This is a genomic window from Streptococcus hyointestinalis (assembly GCF_041225505.1).
GTDB lineage: Bacteria > Bacillota > Bacilli > Lactobacillales > Streptococcaceae > Streptococcus > Streptococcus hyointestinalis_B.
In genome coordinates this window covers 11,680-25,521 of the sequence record NZ_JBCLSK010000004.1, presented here as the reverse complement: position 1 = coordinate 25,521, position 13,842 = coordinate 11,680, and the positions used below count along the sequence as shown (strand labels likewise).

Sequence of the window (13,842 nt, the reverse complement as noted above, 5' to 3'; positions counted from 1 at the left end):
AAAATCTACCATAGTCATGGTAGATTTTTTCATTATTTGATGATTTCTTGTGTCTTAGCGTAGTTGGCTTCGACAGCTTCTTTTTCAGCTTGCCACCAGTCTTTGTGGTCTGTGTACCATTTGATGGTGTCTTCAAGCCCTTGCTCAAAGTTGGTGAATTCTGGCTCCCAGCCAAGCTCTTCACGCAATTTTGTGGAGTCGATAGCGTAGCGCAAATCGTGACCGGCACGGTCTGTTACGTGATCATAAGCGTCTTTTGGTTGCCCCATTTTCTCAAGGATAAGCTCAAGCACTTCCTTGTTATTCTTTTCACCGTCCGCTCCGATGAGGTAAGTTTCACCGATACGTCCCTTAGTCAAAATCGCCCAAACACCTGATGAGTGGTCATTGGTGTGAATCCAGTCACGCACGTTTTTGCCTTCACCGTAAAGTTTTGGTTTGATACCGCTCAAGATGTTGGTAATTTGACGTGGAATGAATTTTTCGATGTGCTGGTAAGGTCCGTAGTTATTTGAGCAGTTAGAGATAGTTGCTTTAACGCCAAATGAACGCACCCATGCTTTGACAATCAAGTCTGACGCTGCCTTAGTTGATGAGTAAGGCGAGCTTGGGTTGTAGTTGGTTTCAGCTGTGAATTTCTCACCTGGACCTTCACCGTGACCTGGCAAGTCCTCACGTAGTGGCAAGTCACCGTAAACCTCGTCTGTAGAGACATGGTGGAAGCGAATATCGTACTTGCGTGCCGCTTCTAAAAGAGTGTAAGTCCCTACAAAGTTAGTGTAGATGAAAGGACTTGGGTCGTTGAGCGAGTTGTCATTGTGGCTTTCTGCCGCATAGTGCACGATAGCGTCTGCCTTAGCAGCCAGTTTATCAACCAACTCAGCGTCTGCGATGTCACCAACAACAAGCTCTACACGGTCACCCAAGATTTCCTCGATGTTAGCTCGGTTTCCAGCATAAGTGAGCTTGTCCAAGACGGTCACGTGAACATCTGGATGATTGTTGTAAACATAGTGCACAAAGTTTGAGCCGATAAAGCCAGCTCCACCTGTCACGATAATATTCTTGTAGTCTGACATGGTTTCTCCTGTTTGTTTTCTAAATCGTACTTATCTTGTGTTCAAGATATCTCTTACAAATCTTCTGCTCTCAGTGGTTTAACATCTTTTAGCAATGGGTGGTTTTTGTCTGCTTCTGACACTTCTGCTTCTTCTAGGTTTTCCCATTTAATGTCAAGACTTGGGTCTGCATAGTTGACAAAAGCATACTTAGGCTTGAGTTCAAGCGCCCAGTAGTCATTAACCAAATAGCTATAAGCTACCTTGTCAGAGAGCACTTGGAAACCATTTGCCACACCACGAGGGACAAAAATTCCCTTGCTGGCGTCAATGATAGCTTGGTAGGTATTTCCAAACGTATCGCCCTCACGCAAGTCTACCCAAGTTCCCAGAACCTTTCCTTCGTCAGCAACTGAGATGTACTTGTCCCAAGGCTCAGCGTGAAGCCCACGCAAGACATTTTTACGTGAAAAGCTGACATTGTTTTGTAATTTCCCTTCAGCAAAGAAGCTTTCTGGAAAGCCAAGCGGCACCATTTTTTCCTTTTGGAAATTTTCCTTGAACCAGCCACGGTTATCGCCGTGAACAGGAATATCAAACTCCAACATGCCAGGAATAGCGTCTACTTTTTTAGCAGCAAGTGTTTTGCCAAAAAATTCTTCTGTCATTAGTCCTCTCCAATCAAGCGAAGCAAGTATTGTCCGTATTCATTTTTCTTCAAAGGTTGTGCCAACTCACGCACCTGCTCTTTAGTGATGTAGCCCATGCGATAAGCGATTTCTTCAAGATTAGCCACTTGGACGTTTTGCATGCGTTGTACGGTTTCGATGTACTGAGCTGCTTCGAGTAGGCTTTCATGTGTCCCAGTATCGAGCCAAGCAAAACCACGTCCCATCAGCTCAACAGATAAGTCCCCACGATCAAGGTAAGCTTTGTTGACATCTGTGATTTCAAGCTCACCACGAGGGCTGGGTTTGATGTTTTTAGCAATCTCAACAACGTCGTTGTCGTAGAAATAAAGACCAGTTACCGCATAGTTTGATTTTGGTTGTTCTGGTTTTTCCTCGATAGAGATGGCATTCATGTTCTCATCAAACTCGACAACACCAAAGCGTTCTGGGTCTTTGACTTGATAACCAAAGACAGTTGCCCCTTTTTCCTTGCTTTCAGCACGTTGGAGCATTTTAGACAGCCCTGGACCATGGTAGATATTGTCTCCCAAGATAAGGGCAACGCTATCATCTCCGATGAACTCTTCACCGATAATAAAGGCTTGTGCCAAACCGTCTGGGCTAGGTTGTTCTGCATAAGACAGCGAAATACCAAACTCAGAGCCATCACCAAGAAGATCCTCAAAACGTGGCAAATCCTGAGGTGTTGAAATAATCAAAATCTCCTTGATACCTGCCAACATCAGCGTAGACAGTGGATAGTAAATCATTGGCTTGTCATAGACAGGCATGAGCTGTTTAGAGGCTGCACGAGTCAAAGGGTAGAGACGTGTGCCAGAGCCTCCTGCTAAAATAATACCTTTCATACGGTTTTTCCTTTCTTGTTTGTCCTCTTTATTTTATCATTTTTTAAGGACACTGTCACCCCTCATCTTGTAAGCGGATATACTTTTCAATAGGATAGTCTATTCTCTCTAACAGCAATGGCTCACCTAGGACAAGCTGGGCTAGTTGCTGCCCCAATAAAGGTCCTATGGTCAAGCCTGTTGAGCCTAGACCGCTTGCTGCATAGACATGTGCTAGGTGTGGGACTTCTCCAAAAAAAGGGGAAAAATCACTAGTGTAAGCTCTGATACCGACACGCTCTCGTGTCTTTTTTGCTTGGTCCCATTTTGAAAAATAAGGCTGCGCCTTGCGCTCCATATCGTCTAATACAGCCTCATCAAGGCTGATATCAAAACCTTTGTCATTTTCATGACTAGCGCCCAAAGTTAAACGGTGTTTATCAAAAGGAATGATGTCAATCTCTCCTTCTGGCATGACAACAGGGTAGTCCTGTGTGTCTCTATCCTCAAAATAGTAGTCTCGCAGCTGCCCTTTTTGCGGACGAATATCCACCGTGTAGCCAAGTGGCTCTAAGCACTCAGCAAGCCAAGCACCAGTTGCCAGTATCACCTTATCAAAGTGCTGCCCGTCTACCAGATAGCCGTCGTCAACTGGTGTCAACGTCACTTTCTTTGCAACGACCTGTGCGCCTGCTGCTTTTAAGAGCGTCTCTGTCAGCAAGTGCCCATCAACTCTCGCGCCACCTGCAGCGTAGAGCAGTTTTGAAAAGCCCTCCAAGTCTGGGAAACGCACCTTGGCTTCTGCCTCATCAAGAATAGCCAGCTCTCCAATCAATGGAGACTCCTTACGCCTTGATAATGCCAGCTGATAAAGCTCATCCAACTTTTCTTCGTCCTTTTTGAGAACAAAGACACCTGTCCGCTGATAAAAGTTAGAAGAAATACCATCCGCCTCTAAATCAGACAAAAGCTGAGGGTAAAAATCAGCGCCCAGACGAGCCAGACGATACCAGGCTTTATTGCGCCGTTTGGAAAACCAAGGGCTGATAATCCCCGCTGCCGCCTTGGTCGCTTGCCCAATGCCTTCGTCAAAAACAGTGAGCTCAACGCCTTTTGCCCTTGAGAGATAGTAAGCGGCACTGGCTCCCACAGCGCCCGCTCCAATCACTGCAACTCGCATACAACCTCCTTACAAGTGGAAAAAGGGATTGGTGTTTGCTGTGCTCTCAACAATGCTCACGTCCCAATCGTCCTCAACTTGCCACTGGCGCAATTTTTCAGCGACCTTGCTGACAAAAAGCACCTCGATGTGATGACCGGGGTCAATGGCTAAAAGCCCATCTGTCAACATTTCCTGCGCTGTATGGTAGTAAATGTCCCCTGTGATAAAGACATCCGCCCCCGCACGAAGAGCGTCCTTATAAAAACTCTGACCACTACCTCCGCAAATAGCAACACGTGAAATGAGCTTTGTTGTGGGCTGATAAGCCACCAAGCGTACACTATCAAGGTTAAACACTTGCTTGACCTTTTTAGCAAAGATTTGAAAATCCTGCGTTTCTACCGTCCCCACACGCCCGATACCAAAGCCATCTTTGGTTGGGCTGAGAATGCTTGTGTTCTTTATATCTAGCAAGTCACAGAACCAGTCATTGAGTCCATCTGGCACAATGTCGATATTAGTGTGGCTGACATAAACAGCAATATCGTGCTTTATCAAATCGAAGTAAATGTGATTTTGCGGGCTGGCAACTAGATTTTTCAGCGGACGAAAAATCGGTGCGTGCTTGACAATAATCAAGTCCACCTGCTTTTGGATGGCTTCTGCGACAGTCTCCTCACGAATATCAAGCGCCACCATGACCGTCTTGATGTCCTTGTTTAGCGTTCCTATCTGAAGCCCTGAAATGTCGCCCTCCATGGACAAATCCTGTGGGCAGTAGGCTTCGTAGCGCTCGATTACTTGACTAGCTTTCACTTGAGAACCTCCTTTATCCTATCGATTTTTTCTATCAGTAGCTCACGCTCTTTTGATTTATCCAGCGGCACACGAGACAGCGCCTTTTCTAGCTTAGCACACTCCACTTGCCATTTTTCTGTGAAAATAACTGAGCTTTCTTTCATGAGATAGGGACCAAAGCGAAGCTCGCCTTCTGACAGGCTCATCTCACCTTTTTGCGCTTTTATGATTTCGTAAAATTTCCCTTTGTCCTTGAGCACGACTTCCTTGTCAATGGCAAATCCGTTTGCAGCTAACCAAGCACGGACATCATCCTCACGGTTGTTGGGCTGTAAAATCAAACAGTCAACATCCGCCAGCTTGTCCTTGCCTTTTTCCAAAATCTCAACAATCAAGCGCCCACCCATACCGCAAATGGTGATACAGTCTATCTGGTCAGAAGACTCAAGCGCCTCAAGCCCATTGGCTAGGCGAACAGTAATCTGAGATTGAAGCTTGTGGTCACGAACGTTAGAAACAGCAGACTCATAAGGTCCCTTGACCACCTCACCCGCTAGGGCAAAGGCGATTTTTTCTGCTTCAATCAAAGCAATCGGCAGGTAAGCATGGTCACTGCCGACATCTAGAAGACGTGCCCCATCAGGCACAAGCGTCGCTATTGTTTCTAGTCTATAAGATAATTGTAATTCCATTGTTTTTCCTTTAATGTAATGATTTCATTTTATCATCAAACGCCTAAAAAATAAAGGTCTATCCTCTCTACTGTTGTGTTATAATAACACTATGAACATCGTGGATTACCTCAACCAGCATAGTAACACTAGCTTAAAACAGCGCCCTTTCAATGCACTAGACATTGCCTGTCTAACAGAGATAAGCTATCTGACCTTTTCGGATAGTTTAACTTCTTCCTTTGAACCACAAGAAGGCTTGAGCCTACAGGACTTAGCACTTGCTTACCAAAAACGCCATAACAGAGAGCCTAAAGAACTCCTTATCGCTTATGAGGCTCGTGTTGATTTGCTACATCGCTTAGCTACTAGTAAGCGCTTCAAAGACGTCATCGCTTTTGCCTACAGCGATTATTTTAGTGAGCTTGGAGGAGACGCAGTTTGCTGCGACCAGCTTTTACCTAGATGATAGAATTCTTGTCGTTTATCGTGGGACAGACAGCAGTGTGATTGGTTGGAAAGAGGATTTTAATCTTTCTTACATGGAGAGTATCCCATCGCAACGCCTAGCTGCCAACTACCTCAACCTGCTAGCCGAAACGACCGATAGCTCTCTCATTGTCTCTGGGCACTCTAAGGGTGGCAATCTAGCACTCTACGCTGCCTGCTACTCTCAAGCTAGGGCAAACATCTCTGATGTTTACCTCTTTGATGCTCCAGGTCTCCAAGAACATCTGACCAAAAGCACTGCTTTTAAAGAAACGCTTCCTAAAATTCACGCTTTTCGCCCACAAGTGTCTCTGGTTGGTGTCTTGTTTCATCTGCCTGTAGAAACTGCTATTATCAAAAGCTATGGTATCAGCGCCATGCAACACCTACTTTTTCTCTGGCAAGTCGATACCAAGACCTGTTGCTTTGTCACCACAGACCATGCAACACCCAGCAGTCGCAAAATGCAGGCAATCGCTAATCTCTACCTAGCACAAGCCAGCAAAACTGACAATCAAACCGCTATTGCCTTTGTCTGGAAGCTCTTTTTCAAAAAAAGAGCTGATAAAGAGCCCTTTTCTGTGCGACTAAAAAATGTCTATTCAGCCATGACATCAAGCACAAAAGCTGAGCGCCAAAGGCTTCTTGCTGTGCTATCTATCTTTTTTACCTCTTGGTACACTGGCGACATCGAGCAAGACCTCTCTGACCGCCAAAAACTAAAACCTCGCCGCATGTTTCTAAAGTTCTTTTACCTGCCTGAACGACTCGCCAGCAAATCCCCTTATCTAGGCTTGGTCACTATCGCTTTTCTGCTCTGGGGCGCTTACTTTTTCCTGCGCAATCAAGAGCTGAATCTGCTGGTCTTTTCTAGCCTTTATCTGCTTGCTTTACTAGTGACTGGTATCACAGCCATCCATCGCTGATTAAAAGCACCAAAGCGTCTGTCTTTTGACTATCTTCCAGGGATTTACAGTATCGCTACCATCGTCCTAACCATCCTACACACGCAGAAATTCTCTGAAATTTTGCCACACTCCATGCTTGGCTTTCTCCTTTTGCTCATCGCCAAACTCCTCTTTCAAGCCTACTACATCAAAGCTTACTTTCCCGAGTTTAGCAAAGCACTAAATATCATCAGCCTTCTAGGTGTCATCTTTATCCTTATGGCTTATCATTTTCCTAGTCTAATGGCATTTGTCACCAATCAAGGTCTAGCCTGTCTTTTTCTCTATAAGATGATTTTGATTATCACACTGACCTATCGTTCTTTTAGAGCGAGGCAAACGTAAAAGCATTTGGAAAACTCCAAATGCTTTTTAATCATCCATCCAAAGATTGTTAATAGCAGATAAAAAGTCGTCTGAGATGGGCACTTCCTTTGTCTGCTTGTTTTCACGCTCATTCAAGCGCTCCTTGACTTGGCGGGCAGTTCTGAGATTGTCATGCCGCCAATTGCGCAGAATAGCGTTGATGTATTTGAAGTTGGTTTTCCCATTGAGAACAGCCTCACGAAGCGCCAAGCGGATAACCTCAGGTTCTGTATTGTCCTCGTCAATAGTCTTTTGCAATTCCTCAATCTCAAAGGGACTCAAGAAACGCCCAAGTTCACGCTCAAAGTCACTAACCAAATCTTTAAAGGCATTGCTAGGTGTTTGAGGCAGGCTCTCCTCTGCTACTGTGTCCTTTTTTGTGAGGGCGTCTAGCTTGTCAAGCGCTGGACTAGCGTCAAAAATCACCTCAATCTCACCCGCCATATCAATGGTTTTAGTGTCTAGCAGCCCTTGACTAGTAAGGTTACTAATCATACGATTGACATCGCTCAAGGACTTGCCAAGAGCGCTAGCAATCTGACTCGGTGCTAAATCATCGAGCTTGGTTGTATTTTGCAAAAAGAAAAATTGCCAAACCAAAAACTCCTCGCTTGAGGTAAAGAGTTCACTATAGTGAAACAATAAATCACTCGGTAAGACAAGATTACCATGACGAAAGTGCTCTAAATAACTCATAAATCCTCCCTACAAACAGGCATAGTAAGTGTAATCATCGTTTAGCTCTTCTAAACGATAAGGGGTTTCTTGATAAACCGCATAGTTAAGCCAATTACTAAAGAAAGTCGCAGCAGGCAGATTCCAGCACATTTGTGGTCTTTTTGTCGGGTCATCGTCTGGAAAATAATGCTTAGGCACTTGCGGATGTTTTCCAGCTTTGAGGTCACGCTGATACTCTTTTTCTAGCGTATCACGGCCATACTCCAAATGCCCAAAGCTGTAGACTTCCCGCAAATCTTTGGTCGCCAAAATAGACAAGCCAACTTCCTCTCCTGATGCTAAAATGTCCAGTTGAGCTAAGTTTTCTAAGCTCTCTTTGGTCACCTCAGTGTATCTGGAGTGCGGTGACTTGAAGCTGTCATCAAACCCTCTCATCAAAGGATTGAGATGGTCTAAAACGTCCTGACGATAGATACCAGACAATTTTTGAGGCATTAAAACCTTGTCAATGCCGTAATTGTAATACAAACCAGCCTGCGCTCCCCAGCAGAGATGAAGCGTGGAAAAGACATGTTTTTTACTCCACTTGAGAAGCTGGCACAGCTCCTGCCAATAATCCACTTCCTCAAAAGCCAAAGTCTCAACAGGCGCTCCTGTGATAATCATGCCGTCATAATAGCGGTTCTCGATGTCCTCAAAGGTCTTATAAAAGGTCTCCAAGTGCTCTGCCTTGGTGTTTTTTGAGGTGTGCGAGGACATGTAGAGCAAATCAATGTTAATCTGCAAAGGTGTATTAGCTAAGAGGCGCAAAAGCTGGGTTTCTGTTGCTTCCTTTGTAGGCATGAGGTTGACAATCAAGACCTCAAGCGGACGAATGTCTTGGTGATCGGCACGCTTATCGTCCATCATGAAAACATTCTCAGAACGTAAAATATCTAGAGCTGGCAGTGCATTATCAATTTTGATTGGCATGAAAACATCTCCACTTCTATAATATCGTTATCCTCTATTATAGAACATGGAGATATAGGTTTCAATTATATATTTTCTCTAGTTAGATATAGTTATAAACTATAGGATTAGTAGTGCATTAAGACTTTGTAGTCGTAATCACCGATAGCTTCACGTCCTTTGAGGTCATCAAGCTCAATCAAAAAGGCACAACCTGCAACAACGCCACCCAAGCGCTCAATCATATCGATGGTTGCTTTAACAGTACCACCAGTTGCAAGCAAATCGTCAACGATAAGGACACGTTGACCAGGCTTGATAGCATCAGCGTGCATAGTGAGCGTGTCAACACCGTACTCTTTTTCGTAGTCGGCTGAGATAACCTCACGTGGGAGCTTACCAGGCTTACGCACCGGTGCAAAACCGACACCAAGCTCATAAGCAACAGGACAACCAATGATAAAACCACGTGCTTCAGGACCGACAATCATATCGATTTCTTTGTCCGTTGCGTATTGCACAATTTCACGTACAGCGTAGCTGTAAGCATTACCATCAGCCATCAATGGGCTGATATCACGAAATACAATCCCTTTTTGAGGATAATCTTTAATAGAGGCAATGTAATTTTTTAAATCCATTTCCTTACTTTCTAGGCTTTTACCAAAATATTTTTTACAGTCTATTATATCATAACTTTGAGTATTCGTACATGGAAAGTTTAACCTTTGTCAAGGTCATTTGGAATGTCCTTGATGACTTTTGCTGGAATGCCACCGACGACGCAGTTAGAAGGAACGTCTTTGGTGACGACTGCTCCTGCTGCGACAACGACATTGTCTCCAATAGTCACTCCTGGTAAAATCGTGACGTTGCCGCCAATCCAGACGTCATTACCAATGGTGATAGGCTCTGCAATGCCCTGCTTTTCCCTGCGCCCAGCAGGCGACAAAGGGTGTCCTACGGTAGTAATCAAGGTGTTTGGTCCAATCATGACATTGTTGCCGATGGTCACAGGGGCAATGTCCAAAATCACACCGTTATAGTTGATTAAAAAATCATCTCCGACATGGATATTTTTGCCATAGTCACAGTTAAAAATCGGCAAAATCTGCGGATTTTTCCCCGTTGAGCCAAGCAAGTCCACAATTGCCTTGTGGCGCTCGTTGGTGTCTAAAACACTAATGCTGTTGAGCTTTTGACAGCCAACGACTGCTTGGAGTTTGCGTTCATTGACCGCCTCAGCTGTAAAGCGATAAGGCAGCCCTGCTTCTAGTTTTTCAAGTTCAGACATGCTCATAGGTTTTCGTCCTCCTTGTCATGTGTGAAATAGTCGTAAATCTCTCTTGGCGTCGCAAGTGCCATCAGTTCTTGAAAGGCGACCTGTTTTTTCAAGTCTTGGTAGATGGTGCTCTCTGAAATCTCACGTTTTTGGGCGTCTTTATTGACCGTCATCACGCCGTCTGTAATGGTGACAAACTGCAACTCTTCAAAGATTTGAATCATTTTGATGAGTAAGATGTCTTGGATTTTAAGGTAATGACTAAGCTCACCCAGCTTATAGCGCACGTCAAACTCTGGAAATTGATAAATGGTCTTATAGAGTTTAGCAAATTGCTCACGTGTGCCAAAGCCGGTCAGGTAGTAAGGTTTTGCGATAGCATTTTTAAAATAAACCGCCTCAAATGCATGGTTTCTAAAGAGTTGGCGCAAATCCTCCTCATGCTCTGGCACAGCTTCAACGGCAACCAGACTGCTCTCTGACTGCTCAAAAATATCTGGCACTCCCTCTGGAATCATAGCTGTCTTTGCCCTACAATCAATGAGCTGCAAGCCATTGACACGAGCGTCAACCAGCATGAGCTGAAGAGTCGTCTTGCTGTTCCATTCATTGATAGCCAGTGTCACGGCTAGCTCTAGATCCTGTGCCTGCTGAAAATCGAGCAAGCGACTGCCTTGATGAAAGGCAACCAAGTCATAAGACACACCGTCTTGCGAAAGCTTGAGTTTTAAGTGTGCATTGTCTTGCCCCATGGTTCTTGCTTGCTCAACCGTGATGTCTCTTAGCCAAAAGACAGGCTTTGGATTGTCCATGCCAAAAGGTGCCAAGGTGTTGATGTCTCGGATAAGCTCGAGATTAAGCGACTCAAAGCGCAACTCAGCGTCTAGCTGCAAGGTTTTCTTGCGAGACATGTCAAGATGATTGTCCGAGATATAGTGGATAAGGGTCTCCTCAAGAGCCGCTAACTTGTCCACTTCTAGGGTCATACCAGCAGCTCCGCTATGTCCACCAAAGGCGACAAAAAGCTCACGATGCCCGTCAAGCGCCGCAAAAATATCCAGCGCCTCAACGCTTCTAGCGCTTCCCTTAGCCTTGCCACCATCAATGGTCAAGACAATAACTAGCTGAGCGATTTTCTCTAGAATACGCCCTGCGACAATGCCCAGAACACCCGGGTGCCAGCCCTCTTTTGCTAGGACCTGCACCGGTTTTGACAAGTCCACCATGTCCATGGCTTCATTGTAGATGGTCTGCACGAGGGCTTTACGCTCTTCGTTTTTAGCGCCAATCATCTTGGCAATGTCAGCAGCTTCCTCGTCGTCAAAGCCCGTTAACAGCTCGATGGCAGGGTTGGGGTCGTCAAGGCGTCCAAGGGCATTGAGTTGCGGTGCGATTTGAAAGCCAATCGTCTCCTCATCAATATCCTCTGGACGGACAGACGACTGTCTGAGGAGCTCTTGTAAGCCCATGCGCTCAGTGGTTTTTAAGATCTGCAAGCCCATTGCCACCAGCTGGCGGTTTTCATCTGTTAAGCTGACCATGTCCGCAATCGTTCCGATAGCAACAAGGTCTAAAAGCTCTGTTGGCACCGTCTCTAAAAGAGCGCAAGCCAGCTTAAAGGCGACTCCGCACCCTGCCAAATAAGGAAAAGGGTAGTTCCTGTCTGGATGTTCAGGGTGCACGATGGCATAAGCCTCTGGCAATTCTTCTGGAAGACTATGGTGGTCTGTGACAATCACATCCACACCCTGCTCCATAGCGTAAGCAATCGCTTCGTGCCCAGCAACACCATTATCAACCGTTAGGATGAGCGAGATAGCCTGCTGTTCAATGAAATACTTATAGACACTTTGATTGGGACCATAGCCATCTGTAAAGCGATTGGGCAAATAGACCTGAACCTCTGCACCTAGCATTTCAAGTGCTTCTTTAGCGATAGAGGCTGATGTCATCCCGTCAGCGTCATAGTCTCCGTAGATGAGAATCTGCTCGCCATTTTCAATAGCTAACCGCAGGCGACTCACTGCCTTGTCCATATCATGCAGGAGATAAGGGTCATGCAGTTTTGAAATGTCAAGGGTCAAAAAGTCCGTCAGCTTCTCCTCGCTATCAATCCCACGATTGTAGAGAAACTGACTCGTCGTCTCATCAAGCTTATGCGCTTTTACCAGCTCTAAAAAAGCCTCATCAGGCGTTTTCGGGTCAAATACCCACTCGTATGTTGCTGAAATCATTTGAAATTAAAGACCTTTCTGCTTAAAAAGTCAGCTGTTTTTGGAAAGAGCGTGTAGGCTTTGTGAGCGGCGTTTAAAAGCGGTGGTAGGTTAATTTCACGCTTGTTTTTACCAAGGTTCGCTATGATTTTATCTGCCACTTGCTCTGGATTCAGCGTAAAGCGCCCAACGCTTTTGAGGTAATTGCCCGATGGGTCTGCTGTATCAAAAAAGCCTGTGCTAATCGGACCTGGATTGACCGTGGTCACATAAACCTTTTTATCCGCTAGCTCTAGGCGCAAGCTATTTGAAAAACCAATGACCGCAAACTTGCTTGCCGCATAGACCGAAGCCTTGCTCGTTGCCATAAGCCCCGCCATGCTAGCGATATTGACAATGTGCCCATGACCTGCCTGTGCCATCTTCTCTCCGATAAGGCGAGAAAAGAGCATAACCGCAAAGGTATTGACCGCAAACATCTCTCGAATCTCAGCATCTGTGTAGTTTTCGTAGGTTTTAAAAGAGCCAAAGCCAGCGTTATTGATGAGAATATCAATGCGACCAAAGCGCTGATAGAGCTGCTCAACCAGCTGCTCGACCTCTTTTTCATCTGTGATGTCGCAGCTATAGAGCGCTGTTCTAGCTCGCTTGCCGTAGAGTTTTTCCAATTTTTTCTCATCACGCCCAAGCAGGATAAGCTGGTCACTGCTAGGGAGTTTTTTTACAATTGCCTGCGCCAAGCCGCCACTAGATCCTGTTATTAGTATTACTCGCTCTGCCATTAGATTGTGAACTCCTCTAAATCTCGAACCATGCGTGTCTCAGGGAAAATCTCTCTAGCGTCCGCTTCTAGCTGCCTGCAGTCTCGCCCTAAAAAGCGAGCGCTGACATGATTTAACAGCAAACGCTTGGCTGACGCTTCCTTAGCTACCTCAGCAGCTTGAGTAGCTGTCGAGTGCCCATGCGCTCTTGCGATTTTCTCATCGCCCTTGCCATAGGTCGACTCGTGGACGAGCACGTCCGCTCCTAAGCCTAGACGCACGCTAGCATTGGTCTTTCTGGTATCACCTAAAATGGTAATGACCTTGCCCTTACGAGGCTCGGAGATATAGTCTTTTGCGATAATCTCACGCCCATCCTCCAGCGTCACGTTTTCGCCATTTTTGACCTTGCCAAATAAAGGACCAAAAGGCACACCCGCCGCTTTTAGCGCTTCCGCATCCAGCGTTCCTTCCAAATCTTTTTGCATAACTCGGTAGCCAATGCAGAAAATAGTGTGGTCAAGCGCCTCAGCATAGACAGTGAATTTATCCGTCTCCAAAACCTTGCCCAAACTGTCTTGAGTCAACTCATGAAAATGAATGTGGTAAGGCAGTCTTGAGCCCGACTGACGCAGACTAGTGAGGACATAGTTTTTAATCCCTGCTGGACCGTAGATGTCAAGGTCGGTCTGCTCTTCATTTGCCTGAAAAGCTCGGCTAGACAAGAAGCCAGGAAGACCAAAGATATGGTCACCGTGCATGTGAGTGATAAAAATCTTGCGCACCTTGCGTGGTTTGATGGTCGTTTCTAAAATCTGATGCTGCGTCCCTTCACCGCAGTCAAACATCCAGATTTCATTGATTTCGTCTTGAAGTTTGAGCACCAAGCTCGAGACATTGCGAGCCTTGGAAGGCTGTCCTGCTCCTGTTCCTAAAAATTGGATTTCCAT

The 13,842-nt window shown here is 45.6% G+C and carries 16 protein-coding genes; 3 read left to right on the top strand and 13 right to left on the bottom strand.

The window, feature by feature from the left end:
- Window positions 1-32 precede the first annotated feature (32 nt).
- Genes rfbB through AALA56_RS01795 form a run of 6 tightly spaced genes read right to left on the bottom strand, consistent with a single transcriptional unit; the run spans window position 33 to window position 5,226 of the window.
- Window positions 33-1,079 (bottom strand): dTDP-glucose 4,6-dehydratase, encoded by a 1,047-nt coding sequence (gene rfbB / locus AALA56_RS01820; RefSeq protein ID WP_115269083.1) that lies wholly within the window; start codon window positions 1,077-1,079, stop codon window positions 33-35.
- 53 nt (window positions 1,080-1,132) lie between these two features.
- Window positions 1,133-1,726 (bottom strand): dTDP-4-dehydrorhamnose 3,5-epimerase family protein, encoded by a 594-nt coding sequence (locus AALA56_RS01815; protein ID WP_115269081.1) that lies wholly within the window; start codon window positions 1,724-1,726, stop codon window positions 1,133-1,135.
- A complete protein-coding gene (gene rfbA / locus AALA56_RS01810) occupies window positions 1,726-2,595 on the bottom strand; it encodes a glucose-1-phosphate thymidylyltransferase RfbA (RefSeq protein ID WP_369908492.1) in 870 nt (289 codons plus the stop codon). The genes AALA56_RS01815 and rfbA overlap by 1 nt, the downstream gene beginning before the upstream one ends.
- A gap of 55 nt (window positions 2,596-2,650) precedes the next feature.
- Window positions 2,651-3,754, bottom strand: coding sequence for an NAD(P)/FAD-dependent oxidoreductase (locus tag AALA56_RS01805; protein WP_369908490.1), 1,104 nt, complete (start codon window positions 3,752-3,754; stop codon window positions 2,651-2,653).
- A gap of 9 nt (window positions 3,755-3,763) precedes the next feature.
- Window positions 3,764-4,552, bottom strand: a complete 789-nt coding sequence (locus AALA56_RS01800) for a Nif3-like dinuclear metal center hexameric protein (RefSeq protein WP_369908489.1) — start codon at window positions 4,550-4,552, stop codon at window positions 3,764-3,766.
- The gene (locus AALA56_RS01795) at window positions 4,549-5,226 is read right to left on the bottom strand and encodes a tRNA (adenine(22)-N(1))-methyltransferase (RefSeq protein WP_369908488.1); all 678 of its coding nucleotides are present in this window, start codon (window positions 5,224-5,226) and stop codon (window positions 4,549-4,551) included. The genes AALA56_RS01800 and AALA56_RS01795 overlap by 4 nt, the downstream gene beginning before the upstream one ends.
- A 91-nt stretch (window positions 5,227-5,317) precedes the next feature.
- Here AALA56_RS01795 and AALA56_RS01790 point away from each other — a divergent pair, with 91 nt between their 5' ends.
- The 3 genes from AALA56_RS01790 (at window position 5,318) to AALA56_RS01780 (ending at window position 6,986) form a co-directional block, all read left to right on the top strand.
- Complete coding sequence (locus tag AALA56_RS01790; RefSeq protein ID WP_369908487.1) at window positions 5,318-5,674, top strand: hypothetical protein; 357 nt, start codon at window positions 5,318-5,320, stop codon at window positions 5,672-5,674.
- Window positions 5,604-6,620 carry an Mbeg1-like protein gene (locus AALA56_RS01785; protein ID WP_369908486.1) on the top strand — a complete coding sequence of 339 codons (1,017 nt, stop codon included), beginning with the start codon at window positions 5,604-5,606 and terminating at the stop codon, window positions 6,618-6,620. The genes AALA56_RS01790 and AALA56_RS01785 overlap by 71 nt, the downstream gene beginning before the upstream one ends.
- 102 nt (window positions 6,621-6,722) lie before the next feature.
- Complete coding sequence (locus AALA56_RS01780; RefSeq protein WP_369908485.1) at window positions 6,723-6,986, top strand: hypothetical protein; 264 nt, start codon at window positions 6,723-6,725, stop codon at window positions 6,984-6,986.
- A 27-nt stretch (window positions 6,987-7,013) separates the two neighbouring features.
- On the opposite strand, the gene AALA56_RS01775 is transcribed toward AALA56_RS01780, so the two are convergent.
- The 7 genes from AALA56_RS01775 to rnz form a co-directional block, all read right to left on the bottom strand.
- A complete protein-coding gene (locus AALA56_RS01775; protein ID WP_276770600.1) occupies window positions 7,014-7,703 on the bottom strand; it encodes a DnaD domain-containing protein in 690 nt (229 codons plus the stop codon).
- Window positions 7,704-7,712: 9 nt separating this feature from the next.
- Window positions 7,713-8,657 (bottom strand): homoserine O-acetyltransferase MetA, encoded by a 945-nt coding sequence (gene metA, locus AALA56_RS01770; RefSeq protein WP_369908484.1) that lies wholly within the window; start codon window positions 8,655-8,657, stop codon window positions 7,713-7,715.
- Window positions 8,658-8,764: 107 nt separating this feature from the next.
- The gene (locus AALA56_RS01765; protein ID WP_369908483.1) at window positions 8,765-9,277 is read right to left on the bottom strand and encodes an adenine phosphoribosyltransferase; all 513 of its coding nucleotides are present in this window, start codon (window positions 9,275-9,277) and stop codon (window positions 8,765-8,767) included.
- Window positions 9,278-9,357: 80 nt separating this feature from the next.
- Window positions 9,358-9,936 carry a sugar O-acetyltransferase gene (locus tag AALA56_RS01760; RefSeq protein ID WP_369908482.1) on the bottom strand — a complete coding sequence of 193 codons (579 nt, stop codon included), beginning with the start codon at window positions 9,934-9,936 and terminating at the stop codon, window positions 9,358-9,360.
- Window positions 9,933-12,152 carry a single-stranded-DNA-specific exonuclease RecJ gene (gene recJ, locus AALA56_RS01755; RefSeq protein ID WP_369908481.1) on the bottom strand — a complete coding sequence of 740 codons (2,220 nt, stop codon included), beginning with the start codon at window positions 12,150-12,152 and terminating at the stop codon, window positions 9,933-9,935. Before recJ ends, AALA56_RS01760 begins: the two co-directional genes overlap by 4 nt.
- Window positions 12,149-12,913 carry an SDR family NAD(P)-dependent oxidoreductase gene (locus AALA56_RS01750; RefSeq protein WP_369908480.1) on the bottom strand — a complete coding sequence of 255 codons (765 nt, stop codon included), beginning with the start codon at window positions 12,911-12,913 and terminating at the stop codon, window positions 12,149-12,151. Before AALA56_RS01750 ends, recJ begins: the two co-directional genes overlap by 4 nt.
- Complete coding sequence (gene rnz / locus AALA56_RS01745) at window positions 12,913-13,842, bottom strand: ribonuclease Z (protein WP_277281330.1); 930 nt, start codon at window positions 13,840-13,842, stop codon at window positions 12,913-12,915. Before rnz ends, AALA56_RS01750 begins: the two co-directional genes overlap by 1 nt.